Annotated in this window: 14 protein-coding genes, 1 tRNA gene and 1 pseudogene; 10 read left to right on the top strand and 6 right to left on the bottom strand. The window is 66.5% G+C overall.

The features are described 5' to 3' along the window. Positions 1–4 precede the first annotated feature (4 nt). The 3 genes from AB0J72_RS04690 to argS are packed head-to-tail and all read right to left on the bottom strand — an operon-like array spanning position 5 to position 4,333. Positions 5–1,276: a homoserine dehydrogenase gene (locus tag AB0J72_RS04690; RefSeq protein ID WP_363394649.1), complete on the bottom strand. Its 1,272-nt coding sequence runs from the start codon at positions 1,274–1,276 to the stop codon at positions 5–7. 8 nt (positions 1,277–1,284) lie between these two features. Then, positions 1,285–2,670 (bottom strand): diaminopimelate decarboxylase, encoded by a 1,386-nt coding sequence (gene lysA / locus AB0J72_RS04695; protein WP_363394406.1) that lies wholly within the window; start codon positions 2,668–2,670, stop codon positions 1,285–1,287. Positions 2,671–2,674: 4 nt separating this feature from the next. Beyond that, the gene (argS, locus tag AB0J72_RS04700; RefSeq protein WP_363394408.1) at positions 2,675–4,333 is read right to left on the bottom strand and encodes an arginine--tRNA ligase; all 1,659 of its coding nucleotides are present in this window, start codon (positions 4,331–4,333) and stop codon (positions 2,675–2,677) included. Positions 4,334–4,509: 176 nt separating this feature from the next. On the opposite strand from argS, the gene AB0J72_RS04705 reads away from it, so the two are divergent. From AB0J72_RS04705 to AB0J72_RS04715, 3 genes are all read left to right on the top strand, one after another. Further along, complete coding sequence (locus tag AB0J72_RS04705) at positions 4,510–5,451, top strand: DUF3105 domain-containing protein (RefSeq protein WP_363394410.1); 942 nt, start codon at positions 4,510–4,512, stop codon at positions 5,449–5,451. A 37-nt stretch (positions 5,452–5,488) separates the two neighbouring features. Continuing rightward, a complete protein-coding gene (locus AB0J72_RS04710) occupies positions 5,489–6,082 on the top strand; it encodes a DUF305 domain-containing protein (RefSeq protein WP_363394412.1) in 594 nt (197 codons plus the stop codon). Positions 6,083–6,126: 44 nt separating this feature from the next. Further along, a tRNA-Arg gene (locus tag AB0J72_RS04715) sits at positions 6,127–6,198 on the top strand. A 156-nt stretch (positions 6,199–6,354) separates the two neighbouring features. Here AB0J72_RS04715 and AB0J72_RS04720 read toward each other — a convergent pair. After that, positions 6,355–6,555, bottom strand: coding sequence for a hypothetical protein (locus AB0J72_RS04720; protein WP_363394414.1), 201 nt, complete (start codon positions 6,553–6,555; stop codon positions 6,355–6,357). A gap of 17 nt (positions 6,556–6,572) precedes the next feature. Between AB0J72_RS04720 and AB0J72_RS04725 the strand changes: the two genes are divergently transcribed. The 5 genes from AB0J72_RS04725 (at position 6,573) to AB0J72_RS04745 (ending at position 9,445) form a co-directional block, all read left to right on the top strand. Then, positions 6,573–7,001, top strand: a complete 429-nt coding sequence (locus AB0J72_RS04725) for an HAD-IA family hydrolase (RefSeq protein ID WP_363394415.1) — start codon at positions 6,573–6,575, stop codon at positions 6,999–7,001. A 211-nt stretch (positions 7,002–7,212) separates the two neighbouring features. Beyond that, positions 7,213–7,656 carry a hypothetical protein gene (locus AB0J72_RS04730; RefSeq protein WP_363394417.1) on the top strand — a complete coding sequence of 148 codons (444 nt, stop codon included), beginning with the start codon at positions 7,213–7,215 and terminating at the stop codon, positions 7,654–7,656. 279 nt (positions 7,657–7,935) lie between these two features. Continuing rightward, entirely contained in the window at positions 7,936–8,379 is a 444-nt protein-coding gene (locus AB0J72_RS04735; protein ID WP_363394419.1) for a hypothetical protein, read from the top strand. 128 nt (positions 8,380–8,507) lie between these two features. After that, the gene (locus tag AB0J72_RS04740; protein WP_363394421.1) at positions 8,508–9,080 is read left to right on the top strand and encodes an NB-ARC domain-containing protein; all 573 of its coding nucleotides are present in this window, start codon (positions 8,508–8,510) and stop codon (positions 9,078–9,080) included. A 41-nt stretch (positions 9,081–9,121) separates the two neighbouring features. Then, positions 9,122–9,445, top strand: a complete 324-nt coding sequence (locus tag AB0J72_RS04745; protein WP_363394423.1) for a hypothetical protein — start codon at positions 9,122–9,124, stop codon at positions 9,443–9,445. A 1-nt stretch (position 9,446) separates the two neighbouring features. On the opposite strand, the pseudogene AB0J72_RS04750 reads toward AB0J72_RS04745, so the two are convergent. Then, positions 9,447–10,570, bottom strand: a pseudogene (locus AB0J72_RS04750) (IS630 family transposase). A 113-nt stretch (positions 10,571–10,683) separates the two neighbouring features. On the opposite strand from AB0J72_RS04750, the gene AB0J72_RS04755 reads away from it, so the two are divergent. Both AB0J72_RS04755 and AB0J72_RS04760 read left to right on the top strand, forming a co-directional pair. Next, a complete protein-coding gene (locus AB0J72_RS04755) occupies positions 10,684–12,399 on the top strand; it encodes a tetratricopeptide repeat protein (RefSeq protein WP_363394425.1) in 1,716 nt (571 codons plus the stop codon). Positions 12,400–12,702: 303 nt separating this feature from the next. Beyond that, entirely contained in the window at positions 12,703–13,011 is a 309-nt protein-coding gene (locus AB0J72_RS04760; RefSeq protein WP_363394426.1) for a hypothetical protein, read from the top strand. Positions 13,012–13,527: 516 nt separating this feature from the next. On the opposite strand, the gene AB0J72_RS04765 is transcribed toward AB0J72_RS04760, so the two are convergent. Beyond that, complete coding sequence (locus AB0J72_RS04765) at positions 13,528–14,892, bottom strand: integrase (RefSeq protein ID WP_363394428.1); 1,365 nt, start codon at positions 14,890–14,892, stop codon at positions 13,528–13,530. Positions 14,893–15,353: the final 461 nt, after the last annotated feature.

The following is a 15,353-nucleotide window of genomic DNA, read 5'->3' on the forward strand; positions in this document are numbered from 1 at the left end:
GGCGCTACTCCCCTTCGACACGCAGGACGCTCGCCACGGCGCGAACGATGTCCAGGGCCCGCAGCTCGGCGACGGTGGCCGCGAGGGCGCGGTCCGCGGCGGCGTGCGTGACGATGACCAGCACGGCCTGGTTGCCGCGGCCCGACTGGTTGACGGTCGCGATGCTGACCCCGTGTTTGGCGAAGACGCCCGCGACGGCGGCGAGGACGCCTGCCTTGTCCGCGACGTCCAGCGAGATGTGATACCTGGTGAGCGCGTCGCCGATCGGACGGACCGGAAGGTCGGCATACGCGCTTTCGGAGGCGGCGTGGGTACCGGCGAGCCGGTTGCGCGACACGGCCACCAGATCGCCGAGGACGGCGCTCGCGGTGGGCGCGCCGCCGGCGCCGCGGCCGTAGAACATGAGCTGGCCGGCGGCCTCGGCCTCGACGAAGACGGCGTTGAACGCGTCGCCGACGCCGGCGAGGGGGTGGGTCCGCGGGATCATCGCCGGGTGGACGCGCACGGAGACGGCGTCGTCGAGCTTGGTGGCGATGCACAGCAGCTTGATCGTGCAGCCCATCGCCTTCGCGCTGGCCATGTCGGCGGCGGTGACCTCGGTGATGCCCTCGCGGTGCACGTCGGCGGCGGTGACCCGGGTGTGGAACGCCATCGACGCGAGGATCGCGGCCTTCGCGGCGGCGTCGAAGCCTTCGACGTCGGCGGTCGGGTCGGCCTCGGCGTACCCGAGCGCGGTCGCCTCCTCGAGGGCCTCGGCGAAGCCGGCACCGGTGCTGTCCATGGAGGACAGGATGAAGTTGGTGGTGCCGTTGACGATGCCGGTGACGCGGGTGATGCGGTCGCCGTGCAGCGAGTCGCGCAGCGGGCGCAGCAGCGGGATCGCGCCGGCGACGGACGCCTCGTAGTACAGGTCGGCGCCGGCCTCGGCGGCCGCCTTGTGCAGGGTCGCGCCGTCCTCGCCGAGGAGCGCCTTGTTGGCCGTCACGACGCTCTTGCCGCCGTGCAGCGCCTCCAGCAGCCAGGTGCGGGCCGGCTCGATGCCGCCGACGACCTCGACGACCACGTCGACGTCGTCGCGCTTCACCAGGCCGAGCGCGTCGGTGGTGAACAGCGACGGGTCGATCGGCAGGTCGCGGGCCCGGCCGGCGCGCCGCACGGCGACCCCGACGAGCTCCAGCGGCGCGCCGATGCGGGCCGTCAGGTCCCGCTCGTGCTCGTGGAGGAGCCGGACGACCTCCGCGCCGACCGTCCCGCAGCCAAGCAGCGCCACCTTCACACTCATGGTCACCCCACGTCCAAGTTGAGCAGGTCGTCCTCGGTCTCCCGGCGGACGATCACCCGCGATGCCCCGTCAACCACCGCCACGACCGGTGGACGGGGGACGTGGTTGTAGTTGCTCGCCATGCTGCGGCAGTAGGCCCCTGTGCCCGGCACCGCAAGAAGATCTCCGGCCTGAACGTCGGCCGGCAGGAACTCATCCTTCACGATGATGTCCCCGGACTCGCAATGTTTTCCCACCACGCGGGCGAGAATCGGCGGCTCGGCCGATGCGCGGCCCGCGACCGTCGCGGAGTAGGCCGCGTCGTAGAGCGCGGTGCGGATGTTGTCGCTCATGCCGCCGTCGACGCTCACGTACGTGCGGATCCCGTCGACGTCCTTGACCGTGCCGACCTCGTAGAGGGTGAACATCGCCGGTCCGACGATCGCCCGGCCCGGCTCGATCGACAGGTGCGGCACGCTGAGGTGCAGCGCCGCGCACTCCTGCTTGATGATGCGCATCAGGTTCGTCGCGAGGTCGGCGGGCTCCGCCGGCGTGTCCTGGGTGGTGTACGCGATGCCGAACCCTCCCCCGAGGTCCAGCTCGGGGAGTTCGATGCCGTGCCGCTCGTTGATCTGGGCCTGCAGCGACAGCAGCCGGCGGGCGGAGACCTCGAAGCCGGACGTGTCGAAGATCTGCGAGCCGATGTGGGAGTGCAGTCCCCGCAGGTCCAGGCTGTTCTCAGAAAGGATCTTGTCAACGGCGGCCGCGGCGGCACCGCCGGACAGCGAGAAGCCGAACTTCTGGTCCTCGTGGGCGGTGGCGATGAATTCGTGTGTGTGCGCCTCGACGCCTACCGTGACGCGGACCATCACCTTCGGCCGGGTGTTCGTGCTTTTCGCGATGGCGCTCAGACGCTCGATCTCGTCGAACGAGTCGACGATGATGCGGCCGACGCCGGCCTCGACGGCCCTGGTGAGCTCGGCGACGGACTTGTTGTTGCCGTGCAGGCCGATGCGCTCGGGGGGCATTCCGCCCCGGAGCGCCACGGCGAGCTCGCCGCCGGTGCAGACGTCCAGCGACAGGCCCTCCTCGACGAGGATCCTGACGATGTGGGTGGCGATGAACGCCTTGCCGGCGTAGAAGACCTCGGCGCCGCCGAAGGCCTCCTTGAACTTGCGGCAGCGTTCGCGGAAGTCGGCCTCGTCGAAGATGTACGCGGGCGTGCCGTGCTCGTCAGCGATTTTTCGGATATTTACCGATCCGACCTCGATTGCGCCGTCCTGTGCGCGCTTGACCGTTTTGGGCCAGAGCTGCGGGATGAGCGCGTTGACGTCGTCGGGGGTTCGCAGCCAGGACGGGCCGCTGAAGCCCAGCTCCCCGTGCAGCGCTCCGGCCTCATGTGCGCGCATTGGCTTACATCCGTTCCGGTGCAGAGACGCCGAGCAGGTCGAGCCCGTTGACGATGACCTGACGCGTCGCGTCGTTGAGCCACAACCGGGCCCGGTTGGTCTCGGTGATCGGCTCGTCGCCCTGCGGCAGCACCCGGCAGTTGTCGTAGAAGCGGTGGTAGGCGCCCGCAAGCTCCTCCAAATAGCGTGCCACGCGGTGCGGCTCCCGCAGCTCGGCCGCGGTCGCGACCACGGCCGGGAAGTCGCCGAGCGCCTTGAGCAGGTCGAGCTCCTTCTCGTGCACGAGAAGCGCCGGGTCGTACGTGTCGGTCCGGTGCAGCCCGAGGTCGGCGGCGTTGCGGGCGACGGAGGCGGTGCGGGCTCCGACGTACTGGACGTAGAAGACCGGATTGTCGTTCTTCTGCCGCGTGATGACCTCGATGTCCAGGGTCAGCGGCGAGTCGGTCGAGGAGCGCGCGAGGGAGTACCGCGCGGCGTCGGCGCCCACGACCTCGATCAGCTCGTCGAGCGTGATCAGCGTCCCGGCGCGCTTGCTCAGGCGCACCGGCTCACCGCCGCGCAGCAGGCTGACCAGCTGGCCGATCAGCACCTCGATGTTGCGCTCCGGGTCGTCGCCGGCGCACGCCGCGATCGCCTTGAGCCGCCCGATGTACCCGTGGTGGTCCGCGCCCAGCATGTAGATGCAGCGGTCGAAGCCCCGCTCGCGCTTGTTGATGTAGTACGCCGCGTCGGCGGCGAAGTAAGTCTTCTCGCCGTTGGACCGGATGAGCACCCGGTCCTTGTCGTCGCCGAAGTCCGTGGTGCGCAGCCAGATGGCGCCGTCGGCCTCGAAGATGTGCCCCTGCTTGCGCAGCTCGTCGAGGGCGTGCTCGACCGCGCCGCCGTCGTGCAGGGTCTTCTCGGAGAACCAGACGTCGAAGTGCACGCCGAAGCGCTCCAGGCTGTCCTGCATCTCCTTGAGCATCGCCTTGTAGCCCTCCTGCTGGAAGGCTGCGGCCTGCTCCGCCTGGTCCTTGTCGAGGATGTCCGGATTCTCCCGGACGATTTGCCGTGCGATGTCCTGAATGTACTCGCCGGGGTAGCCGTCGGGCGGCGTCGGCTGGCCGTTGGCCGCGGCCTGCACCGACTCGCCGAACCTGGCCATCTGCACGCCCGCGTCGTTGATGTAGTGCTCGCGGGTCACGTCCGCGCCGGCCGCGGACAGGATCCTGCCGAGCGCGTCGCCGACCGCGGCCCAGCGGGTGTGGCCCAGGTGGACCGGTCCGGTGGGGTTCGCCGACACGAACTCGAGATTGACCTTCTCCTTCGCGAGCGTTTCGCCTCGCCCGTACGAGCGGCCCGCCCCCACCACGATCCGCGCCAGCTCACCGGCGGCGGCCGCCGACAACCGGATGTTGAGAAACCCCGGTCCGGCGATCTCCACCGCATCGATCCCGGGAGTTTCCTGCAAGTTTTTCGCGACGGCGGCGGCAAGGTCGCGCGGACTCAGCCCGACCTTCTTGCCCAACTGCAGGGCGATATTCGACGCATAGTCACCATGCTCCGGGTTTCGCGGTCGTTCCACGCTGGTCGTCGCAGGAAGAACGGACGCGTCGAGGTCACGCTCGGTAAGCGCCGCCCTGGCGGCTTCGAGGACTGCTACGGCGAGTTCAGCGGGAGTCACCGACAAATGCTATCGGGGGTAGACTCCGGTACTTGGCGGAGGCCCGTTCTGCTGGTCACAATGCGGGACGGCCGCTCCGGCGGTATTGACCGACCGCGCGTCCCGCCCGACCCCCGACCGTTGACCAGACGAGGCCCGATGAGCGAGCACCACGCTGAGCGTTGCGAGGCGACGACATGAGCATGAGCACCCAGCACGGCGGCGGCAACCGCAAGCCGTCGACCAAGCCCGTTGCCGGCGCCAAGCCGAAGCAGGGCGGCGACGAGGCCATCGAGGACGACCTCGACGAGGCGGCCGCCGCCGCTTCGGAGGAGGACGCGCCGGTCTCGCTCGGCAAGGAGTCGACCACCACGTCGGCTTCCGGCAAGCAGAAGGCGAGCCCACGCAAGTCCGCCCCGCCGCGCAAGACGGCCCCCGCCGGCAAGCGCCCGGCGGCCAAGAAGGTCGCCCCGGTGAAGGTGAAGCAGGGTGCCGCCTGGGGCCCGATCATCCTCTTCTCCGTGGTCGGCCTGCTGGCCCTCGGCATCGTGGGCTTCGCCGTCTACCAGGTCAATGAGAACGGGCTGACCGTCCGCGAGCGCGCCGACCGGATCGACGGCATCAAGGACTACTTCAAGATCAACAAGGACTACACCGAGCAGCGGAACCACGTGTGGGGCCCGCAGAAGTACGACCTGTCGATCGCGAACCCGCCGGTCTCCGGCAACCACAACCAGAACTGGCAGCGCTGCCTCGGCGACGTCTACGCGGCGCCGATCGCCACCGAGCACGCCCTGCACGCCCTGGAGCACGGCGCGGTCTGGATCACGTACCAGCCGAACCTGCCGGCCGACCAGGTCGAGGCCCTGGCCAAGAAGGTCAAGGGCAAGGACTACCTGCTCATGAGCCCCTACGAGGGCCAGGCCAAGCCGATCTCCCTGCAGGCGTGGGGCTTCCAGCTCCAGGTCGACAAGGCCAGCGACGGCCGCATCGACGAGTTCATCAAGGCCCTGCGGCAGAACGCCAGCCTCGAGCCCGGCACCCCGTGCTCCCAGGGCGACATCATCACCGAGACCGGCACCGTCCCGCGCGACCTGGGCAAAGACGGCGGCGGCACCGGCATGACCTCGGGCGGCTGACCTGTTCGCACAACTCTCGGCCCGAGCACGCCTGACCATGGGCGTGCTCGGCGCCGCTCTCCTCCTCGTCGTGGGCGTCAGCGTCGGGTTCCTCATCCCGACGCTGCGCGCCCCCGGCGACGACTCCGTGGACGCCGGCTTCGCCCGCGACATGAGCCTCCACCACACCCAGGCCGTCGAGATGGCGATGTTCGCGTACCGCCTCGGCTCCACCGACGACATCCGCACCCTCGGCTACGACATGGCCCTCAGCCAGCAGTGGCAGATCGGCCAGATGCAGACCTGGCTCAACGAGTGGAACCTGTCCACCAACAGCGACAAGGCCCCCATGGCCTGGATGCCCGACGGCAAGAACGCCCTCCAGCCGGACGGCCGCATGCCCGGCATGGCCTCCGACGACGAGCTCAAGAAGCTCAAGTCCTCCACCGGCAAGGACTTCGACACCCTCTGGTGCCAGCTCATGCTCCGCCACCACCTGGGCGGCATCCACATGTCGGAAACCGCCGCGAAGAAGGCCTCCACCACCGAGGTCCGCGACGCCGCCGAGAAGATCCGCGTCTCCCAGCAGTACGACATCACCGCCCTCACCGAAAAACTCCAAGACCTAGGAGCGCAACCCCTCCCCTCCTGACTCAGGAGCCACAGGCGGTCTGTTATCCTTTGCGAGGCCGCAAGGCCCCCGTAGCTCAGGGGATAGAGCACCGCCCTCCGGAGGCGGGGGCGCAGGTTCGAATCCTGCCGGGGGCACACTTCTTGAAGTGGCTCTGATCAGCGAAACGAAGCCCTTGACCAGCGTGTACGCGGTCAAGGGCTTCGCTCGTATGTCCGGCTGTCACCGGCTAAATCTCGCCATGATCGGGGGTCCACCCCCAATACGCCCCCAAGCGGGGGCGCCTCTGGGCGTCAGTACCCCAGGGCCGCGCTGACCCGTCGGCGCAGGATCTCCGTGCCCTTGTCGAGGCAGACCGCATAGATCCTGAACAGGATCTCGACCGACTGGCCGGCCCATTGGGCGACGTCGGTGGGCGGGACGCCACCGTTGAGCCACGTTGAGACTGCCGCGTGCCGTAGGTCGTAGGGGCGCTTCGCCAGCGGCGTTTCCACGACCTCGGGGTGAAGACGTGCTCGCGAGCCAGGCGCCAGGTCGTGGTGATGGTGCGCTTGGGCAGCTTGCTGCGGTTACGCTCGCCGACGAACAGCCGGCCGCCGGCGCCGGTCCCGAACTCCCCCAGGTGCCAGTGCAGGAGTGCGGTCAGTTCTGGTGGGCACGGCGCGCGGGCATGCCGACCGCGATCGTGAGTAACAACTCCGAGGGCGCCATCACCGCCTACCTGACTGCCCACGGCCTGCGCAGCCATGTGCACGCAGTGATCGGCCGCCCGCACGCCCACCCGGCCCGCATGAAGCCAGATCCCGCGCTGATCCGGCAAGCGGCTGCAGCGTCTACTACCGACGTCGGTCGGTGCGTGCTCGTCGGAGACTCGCTGTCCGACATCGAGGGCGCACACGCTGCGGGCGCACGCGTCATCGGCTACGCCAACCGCCCGTAGAAGGTCGCGGCCTTCGGGCAGCCGATGCCGTGATCACCTCGATGGAGGAGGTACTCGCTGCCGGCGCGTCCATAGAGCAGAACGATCCAGCATGAAACGCCCTTGCCTGTTCTGAGAAATCCGACGCAGCGCGGGTCGTTCAGGATCTTGCCAGTCTGCACAGAGTGCGGCCCTTGCCGTTCCGGCGCTCGGCCGCCTACCATCCTGTTCGGTGAGCCTTCCTAACGCTCCGTCTTCCTCGCTAATGCAGGGAGTTTTGACTGTCACGGGATACGTGGCCTTAGCCCTGAGTTGCCTCATGACTATTGTCGCTGCCACTCTCTGGATACCGCATCCGGAGCGGTTCGATGAAGAGGCGATCGGGTACCTGTTACTGCCTGCTGCTGTTGGAGTTCTTCTCCTACTCGCCGCAAGAAGGCCCTCACGCATCACAGACGAGAGACTAATTCGTGGCACTGTTGCAGTGGCGATGCCGCTCGCCTTGATCGGTTTTATTGCCTTCGCGGTGCTTTGTTGCGTCGGCCTGCTGCTTAGCCCGAACACAGACGACGACCCCGGCCCCATATGTACGGTTGAAGTTCCAGACGCCTGCGTTCCAGGCAACGTCGACGATCCCTGGCCCGGTCCCGACGACGTCGGCGGCCCGCGGCGCTGATAGTGGCCTGCGAATTTACAGCGCCACTCGCCCGCTCGTGTCTAGTCCCGCCACATGTTTGACGGATTCGTCCCAGCACATGTGCGACAGCCGACCTTGGTTGCTAGATCATCCTGGTCACAGTCGGTGACGCATGGGCGCCCGCGCCGGCGCACTCACATGCAGAGATGAGTTCGTCGATCATGCCCGTGTCAGCACGGTCATCCAGTCGGGCGCGCAGAGTTTCTTTGCATTCAATGTAATAATCGAACACGACTGTGTCGGCGAAGTGAGGACAGTATGACCGGGATTGAGTTGATCGTGGCGGCGCTGGCTGGAGGGGCGACGGCAGGGCTTAGTGGGACCGTCGATGCCGCGATCCGTGATGCATACACCACTTTACGTGACTTGCTACGGCGAAGACTCTCCTCGCGCCGTAATGCCGAGCAAGTCCTTGACGCCGAGGTGCTTGAGCCGAATGAATTGATGTCACGACTCGGGGCCGACCTCGAGGCGGTCAGCGCCGGCAACGACAGTGAGGTTCTAAACGCTGCACAGCACCTCATGGGTCTGGTAGATCCGAACGGCGCTGCGTCCGGAAGGTACGCCGTTACCGTCGGTGGAAAGACCGGCGACCTGCACATCAGCACCAACTACGGCACGGCCGCTAACAATATTAGTGGACCCGTCACGATCAGTTATGGTCAGCTTCCTGTCCCCCCAGCTCAGCCGGGGCTGGCGTAGGGTCATCCACCCCCGGGAGCACAATCGATCTGCGTAACTACGGAATTTCGGCCAAGAGCATTGGGTCGCTCACCCTTCACGTTCCGCTCGTCGTCTCCTGGCCGCTGCGTGTCGGCATGGTGCCCCGCTTGGCCGATTGCTTTCAACCTCGTGCCGTCGACCCGTTCGACCAGTTCGGCGGCAATACGGCCGGCACGCGGCTGCTGTCAGGCCCGGGCGGTGTCGGTAAGACGCAGCTGGCTATCGGCTTCGCCGAACAGCTTATGACCGGGAACCGACTGGACCTCCTAGTCTGGATACCTGCAGCATCGAGGCAATCAATCCTGGCAGGTTATGGCCACGCCGCCGCCGACCTGCTGCTCCCCGGCGCCGACGGCAGCAACACTGGACAAGACGCGGCGCGTTTCCACGCCTGGCTGGCTACTACTGATCGCCGATGGCTCGTCGTGCTCGACGATTTGTGCAATGCTGCAGATCTGGAAGGGCTCTGGCCACCGAACCGACCTACCGGCCGGGCTGTAGTAACCACTCGCCTACGCGGATCGGCGGTCAGCACCGTCGGTCGTCTGGTACAGGTAGGGGTCTTCGCAGCCGATGAATCGGCCGCCTACCTCACAAGCCGGCTGGCCGATCAGCCCGATCTCGCCGACGACGTTGACGGTGTCGTCGCGGACCTCGGAAATCTTCCGCTAGTGCCCTGACCACTAACGTTCACCGGCTTGGGCCCGGATAGCCTCAGCTCGTGGGAGATCGCGAGCAGTACCTGCGGTATCAGCAGGACCGGACCGTGCTGGGGGCGATCGGTGCTCGTCTCGATCCCCAAGTCAGTCGGATCAGAGTGCGGTTGCCTCGGTCTCTGGCTGAGTTGGCCGTCGCCGCCTGGAATCGTGAGGAACTGGGCGGGATCGGCGAGGAGAGTCGCGAAGAGTACGAACTGCGTGACGATGCCGCCGAACTGGCCTTGATCGGTCTGGCGATCAGTGAGCGCGGCGTGCGGGACGGTGAGGAGGTCATCGTCGATGTGGATGTCGTCCAGGTCGCGGCGGCGTTGCGGGCCGCGCGGTAGGTCAGGCGGCCGCTGCGAGAGGCCGTCCACCCCAGCGGATGCCTTTCTCGCTGCGGATGCGGGCGCGTTCGCGGCGTTGGGCTTTGAGGACGTCAGGGTGGCGGGCGTTGGCGTTGCGCCAGCGCAGGTAGGCGTGGATCGCCTTCGTTGAGGCGGGGTGGTTGGTCCGGTTGGACCCGGCGACGGTGAACATCCGTAGCGGCCCGAAGTGCGCCTCGATCGGGTTGGCCCAGGATGAGTAGGTCGGGGTGAAACACAGTTCGACCCGGTTCCGGGCTGCCCAATCGCGGATTTTCACGCCGCGGTGCGCGGACAGGTTGTCCAGAATGATGTAGATCGGTGCCCGGTCCGGGCGGGTCCGGCGGATCGATTTGAGCGCGGTGAGGGTGTTCGCCGCGGACTTCCGCCGGTGGACGATGCCCCACAGGGTGTCATCGCCGATGCTGTAGCAGCCGTGGAACTGCCTGACGCCGTGCAGCTTGTGATAGTTCGCGGGCAGCCGGTCGGGGTGCCCGGCCGGCGCCCAGGTCGCGCCGGCCTGCGGGCGGATCATCAGCGGCCCGAACTCGTCGAAGGCGAAGACCCGGTCCGGGAACTCGGTCATGACCTGCTCCATCCGGGCGAGTTTGGCTTCTTTGGCGGGGTCGTTGGACTCTTTCCACGTTTTGGTCCGCTGGAACGTCAGGTCATGTTTGCGAAGGAGTTGCCGGAGTCGTTCCCGACCGATCTGGACCCGGTGGGTGCCAGGGTTGTGGGTGAGGTAGTCGGCGAGTTCCGCAGGCTCCAGCGGGTGAACGGCTGGCCGAGGGTCTCGGGTCGGGTGTTGGCCGTCGCGACGATGAACGCTTCGTCACCGGGACTGATCAGGCGGGGACGGCCACCCGCCCACCGAGGGTCCAGGCAGGCCATGCCCATCTCGTTGAACCGGTGGATGACTTGGCGGACCGAGTCCTCGTCCGCCTGGACCAGCCTCGCGATCACCGGCACGGTGTTGCCGCCCGCTGAGGCGAGCACGACCATCGCCCGCCGCAACCTGATCGCCGAGCCGGTCCCACGACGGGTTATTCGCAGCAGCTGCTGACCTTCCTGGTCAGACAGCCGCCGCACACGCACGGGTTCTGCCACCGCCACAGCCTGAACGCAGACACACCGCCCGACCGGGACGCCGGGCGGCGTGTCATCCAACACCGTGAACGTTTGTGGTCAGAGCACTAGCGCTGGCTCAGGCTTCGGCTTTCATGATCGACGAGAGGCTTGCCTGCTCGACATACCGGCGGTTGTTCGCCGACAAGCGCAGACATCTCGACGACCTGGTGCCGTCACCACACGACCTCCCAGACGACTACCACCGCACGATCACGGCAACCCTAGCTCTGTCCATAGACGCCGCCGATCGCTCCCGGCCGCTGGGCATGGCCAGTCCGCTGCTGGAACTCGCGAGCGTCCTGGATCCCGCAGGCATCCCTAACTCGCTGTTCACCAGCACGGCGGCACTCAACTGGTTGACATTCGGCCGCGATGTCGGCGAACGCGTCGATCCCGACCGAGTGCGTTCGGGGCTCCGAACCCTACACCGGCTCAACGTCGTCACAGCAGGCGCTGACACCGTCATCGTGCATGCGCTGGTGCAGCGAGTGATTCGAGACGGGCTTGCAGGCGAGCGCATCGAGGATATTGTCTGGGCAGTCGCCGATGCGCTTGTCGAGGTGTGGCCGCAGTTCGAACATGTCGAGAGCGACAACGCGCTGGTGAACATGCTCCGCGCAGGCGCGGCAACAGTCCGCCAACACGGTGGCGACGTCCTGCTTAAACCGGAGACGCACCCGCTGATCTTCACTGCCATCACCAGCATCGGTTCCTCTGGGAACGCAGCCGGGGCCGCTGAGGCGTTCGCCCAGCTACTGACTGAACAGGAACGAATTCTCGGAGCCGAGAATTCTGCAACTCTCGCGACTCGGGGCAACCTCGCACATTGGCAGGGCGAAACCGGCGACGTCTTCGGAGCGATCAGAGCCTACGAAAGGCTACTCGCCGACCAACTGCGGATTCTCGGCCCTGCAGACAAGCAAACACTTTCGACTCGCAGCAATATCGCCTACCTACAGGGCGTCGCTGGCGACCCAGCAGGCGCGGTTGAGGCTCTCGAACGAATATGGGCAGATTATGTACGGCTGTTCGGCACGGATACTCCCGAGACCTTAACCGCTCGCAGCAACATCCAACGATTTCGCGGTGAGGCCGGTGATCCTGCCGCGGCAGCTGACGCCTTCGCGAGGCTTCATGCTGATCGCGTGCGCGTCCTAGGCCGAGACCACCCGCACACCCTGGTCGCTCGCCAAAGTCTCGCCAACTGGCGAGGGCACTCAGGGGACGCGGCTGGCGCGGTATCGGCGCTGGAACAGGTAGTCGACGACTTCCGCAGAGTAGTCGGCGCTGACCACCCCGACACCCTAGCTACCCGCGAGAGCCTCGCATACTGGCGAGAAAAGGCCGGCGATCGCGCCGGCGCCACAGAAGCTTTCGCGAAGGTGCTTGAGGATCAATTGCGCGTCCTCGGCCCTCGCCATCCCCTTACCCTCGCCACTCGCGGGAGGCTCGCGAATATGCGATTTTCCGTCGGGGACTTCGTCGGGGCTGCCCAAGCGTACAAGGATCTCGTCGCCGACCAGGTGCGCGCACTGGGCGCAAACCACCCGGAAACGCTGACGAACAAAGCAAACCTAGCGCTCATTCTGGCAATAGTTAGTGATGATCCCATCGAAGCCTTGGAGAAGCTGTTAGCCGACCAGATCAGTGTCGGAGGGCGTGACGATCCACGCGCTGCCGACGTGCGGAAGATACTGTCTTTCGCTCGGGGTGTCACCGGCGAAGCTGCGGAAGGAAGCGTACAGTTAAAGGACCGTATTGCTTACGCGCTGCGTTCTAAACATGAGGCTCCCGATAGGAGAGCATGATCGTGGCGTGCCAGCTGTATTCATTGGCCCCTTTCTGGCCATGCAGGTTTAGCCATCTGCCATTGTATGCCTGCGGGTCCACCATGCCCATCGTGTTCAGAACGCCAAGCCCGATGAACTCACCGTCGCGAGCGGCGCCATCCTGCCGATCATGAGCTACCGTGCCGTGACCGCGGCATCCGCTCATGCCGCGGTCACGCTTGATCGGATATGAGCCGACCGCAATCTTCCTACCCGGTAGGCGCGGCATGTTCGGCTGACCACCCTATTGTCTCGCCGACGCTGCACGGCGAGGCTCACAGCATGTCTCTGGAGGACGAGTTCGAGGCAGCGTGCCTGGAAGCAATCGATGCCTGCGGCAAGCTTTCGCCGCCCTACCACCCAACCGCATGGCACAGGATGATCAGCAACCACGGTGCTGTGGAAGCCGCTCGGCAGCTTGTCGTCAGCGGCGACATCCAGACCGGGTTCGAACGCTTGGTGCGTGCCGGACGTCCCGAGTTGACGATCGAGTACGCGATAACTGACCCATACTGGCGGCCGCTATTCGGTCCTCAGCATCGCGAAGCTGCGCAGTGGCGACTCGACCAGGCGAACGTCGTACGCCAGTAGATCGGACCGTCCTTTCGCCACTCGATGCGAGCCTCTTGGCGCGTGATCACGTGCGCGGTCATACCGCGATGAAGGAGCATCCGTCATCACCAACCGTTAGCGGCTCCAGCCCGTCCCAATGGGCACGTCAAGCATCAGGTGGGACGCGAGCGTCAAGCATCAGCCGAGACTGGACACCACTCGCCCGCTCGTCCGGGTGAGAACTTTCCGTACGTCGTCAAGGCGGCCCGAAACGGGCCGCACGTGTCGCCGCTTGAGCGCCTGGCCGCCAGCTCGCGTGGACGCTCGCCAGCGACCAGGCCGATGCCCATCGGCTGGCGCGGGGTGCGGAGTCGGGACCGCCGGCGCCGGAATGTGACACGGCGGGCGAGGGCGGCACGCAGTGCGCCGGGCCGCTCCTCCAAGGTCAAGGGCGCTTCGCGTCGCAAGCGACGGCCCTGCGGGCTACCCCGGCTAAATCCCGCCATGATCGGCGATCCACCTCAATACACCCCCAAGCGGGGGCGCCCCTGGGCGTCAGTACCCCAGCGCCGCGCTCACCCGTCGGCGAAGGATCTCCGTGCCCTTATCGAGGCAGGCCGCATAGATCCTGAACAGGACCTCGACCGACTGACCAGCCCACAGGGCAACGTCGGTGGGCGGGACGCCACCGTTAAGCCACGTTGAGACCGCCGCGTGTCGCAGGTCGTAGGGGCGCTTCGCCAGAGGCGTCTCCACGACGTCGGGGATGAAGACGTGCTCACGAGCCAAGCGCCAGGTCGTGATGATGGTGCGCTTCGGCAGCTCGGTGCGGTTACGCTCGCCGACGAACAGCCGGCCGCCGGCGCCGGTCCCGAACTCCCGCAGGTGCCAGTGGATGAGCGCGGTCAGTTCTGGTGGGCACGGCGCGGTACGCCGCTCCCCCACCTCTCGTTGCTTGAGTTGCCGCCGATCGCGGTTTTCGCCACTGTCGGTCCATTCCTTCCCGGCGTGCGGTTCGGCTTCGCCGAATTCGAATTCGCCCCAACCCTCCTTCGGCAGGTGGAGATTCGCGAGCTTGAGAGCAACCGCCTCCTCCGGTCGCATTCCCGCGAAGTACAGGCATCCGAAGAACGCTGCCAATCGAGCCCCGCCCGGAACGTTGAACCGCACGGCGTTGATCAGCGTCCGCGCCTGGACCGGATTCGGTACAGCGCGACGGTCGACTACCTGAACGGCCTTCGGCGGTTTCCACTTCAGGGCAGGAATCGGGTTCGCGTCCAAAAGCTTGAGTTCAACGGCGTACTCGACACTCGTGTTGAGAATCTTCCTCCGCCGGCTGACGACGCTTGGTGCGGCTGGCTGACCGTCGAGACGGACCGCGAGCGAGTTCAGCAGCGGTCGGAGCACCTTCGGGTCTGCAAGGGTGGAGACCGGCCGCGTGTTCCGGCTGATCCATCGCAGGGCGTCGGTCACCTCCTGCGGCTTGCCCTCGGCGCCGCGTTGCTGCGTGTTGAACGCCCACCGGTTGAGCGCCTTCCGGATCAGCTTGTCGTCGGGCTTGCCACGGGTACTGGTGAACAGGGCCGGCGTGATCGCCGTCATGGCCTCCGCGTGCGTGCGGCGGGTGGTGGCTGCTACGTGCGGCCACTTCATGTCGACGAACTTGCAGGCGAAGTCGTACCAGGACATCGTGTTGTCGTTCCTCAGCATGGACACCGGGCGGCCGGACTCGATGTCGAACGCTTCGCCTTTGCGGGCCGCTGTGACGAGCGCGGACCTGAAACTTTCGGCGAGCGCCGCAGTCTTGAACGGTTCCTTTCTACGCCGGCCGTCGACCACCCAGACGACCTTGTAGGTCGTGGTTTCCGTGCCTTTGTAGACGTCGATTGCCCAGATCCGTACGTCGAATGTGGTCTTCATCAGGCGGCCACGTCCTCAAGCGATTCGAGCCAGCGGTCGAGGTCGGCGCGCCGGACGCGGAGGTCGCCGTTCGGCACCCTCCGACTGGTGGACCACGGAGAATGTGTTGGCGTACCTGCGATCCCCAGGCGCGCCGATCAGCTGCGCGACCTGGGCGGCTTACGTGTCACGCGGCCAGGCCCCGCCGCCGACCGCATGTTCGGCCGCTCGCCGGCGTGGCGGCCGGCCGCCGTGCGGGACTGGCAGGCGTCCCGTCCTCGTCGCGGTTCCATCGATGCCTCACCTCCTCCCGTTGACCCGCCCTCTTCTTGAGGACAAGTCAATCGGAAATTCAGTGCGCCCGACGATGATGCAGTGCACCACCGTCGATGCATCTTCAGGGCAGAGATGATGCAACTAAGTCAGCAAGATCAGCTGGAGCCACCCCGCCACAGTGGACCTCGCCTAGTGCCAAGCTTTGA

Origin of the sequence: Dactylosporangium sp. NPDC049742, from assembly GCF_040674675.1 — a bacterium.
Taxonomy (GTDB): Bacteria; Actinomycetota; Actinomycetes; order Mycobacteriales; family Micromonosporaceae; genus Dactylosporangium; species Dactylosporangium maewongense.

Excerpts from the sequence above, each read along its gene's own strand:
- lysA (WP_363394406.1), bottom strand. The coding sequence starts at position 2,670 with ATGCGCGCACATGAGGCCGGAGCGCTGCACGGGGAGCTGGGCTTCAGC.
- AB0J72_RS04705 (WP_363394410.1), top strand. The coding sequence starts at position 4,510 with ATGAGCATGAGCACCCAGCACGGCGGCGGCAACCGCAAGCCGTCGACC.
- AB0J72_RS04710 (WP_363394412.1), top strand. The coding sequence starts at position 5,489 with ATGGGCGTGCTCGGCGCCGCTCTCCTCCTCGTCGTGGGCGTCAGCGTC.
- AB0J72_RS04735 (WP_363394419.1), top strand. The coding sequence starts at position 7,936 with ATGACCGGGATTGAGTTGATCGTGGCGGCGCTGGCTGGAGGGGCGACG.
- AB0J72_RS04755 (WP_363394425.1), top strand. The coding sequence starts at position 10,684 with ATGATCGACGAGAGGCTTGCCTGCTCGACATACCGGCGGTTGTTCGCC.
- AB0J72_RS04760 (WP_363394426.1), top strand. The coding sequence starts at position 12,703 with ATGTCTCTGGAGGACGAGTTCGAGGCAGCGTGCCTGGAAGCAATCGAT.
- AB0J72_RS04765 (WP_363394428.1), bottom strand. The coding sequence starts at position 14,892 with ATGAAGACCACATTCGACGTACGGATCTGGGCAATCGACGTCTACAAA.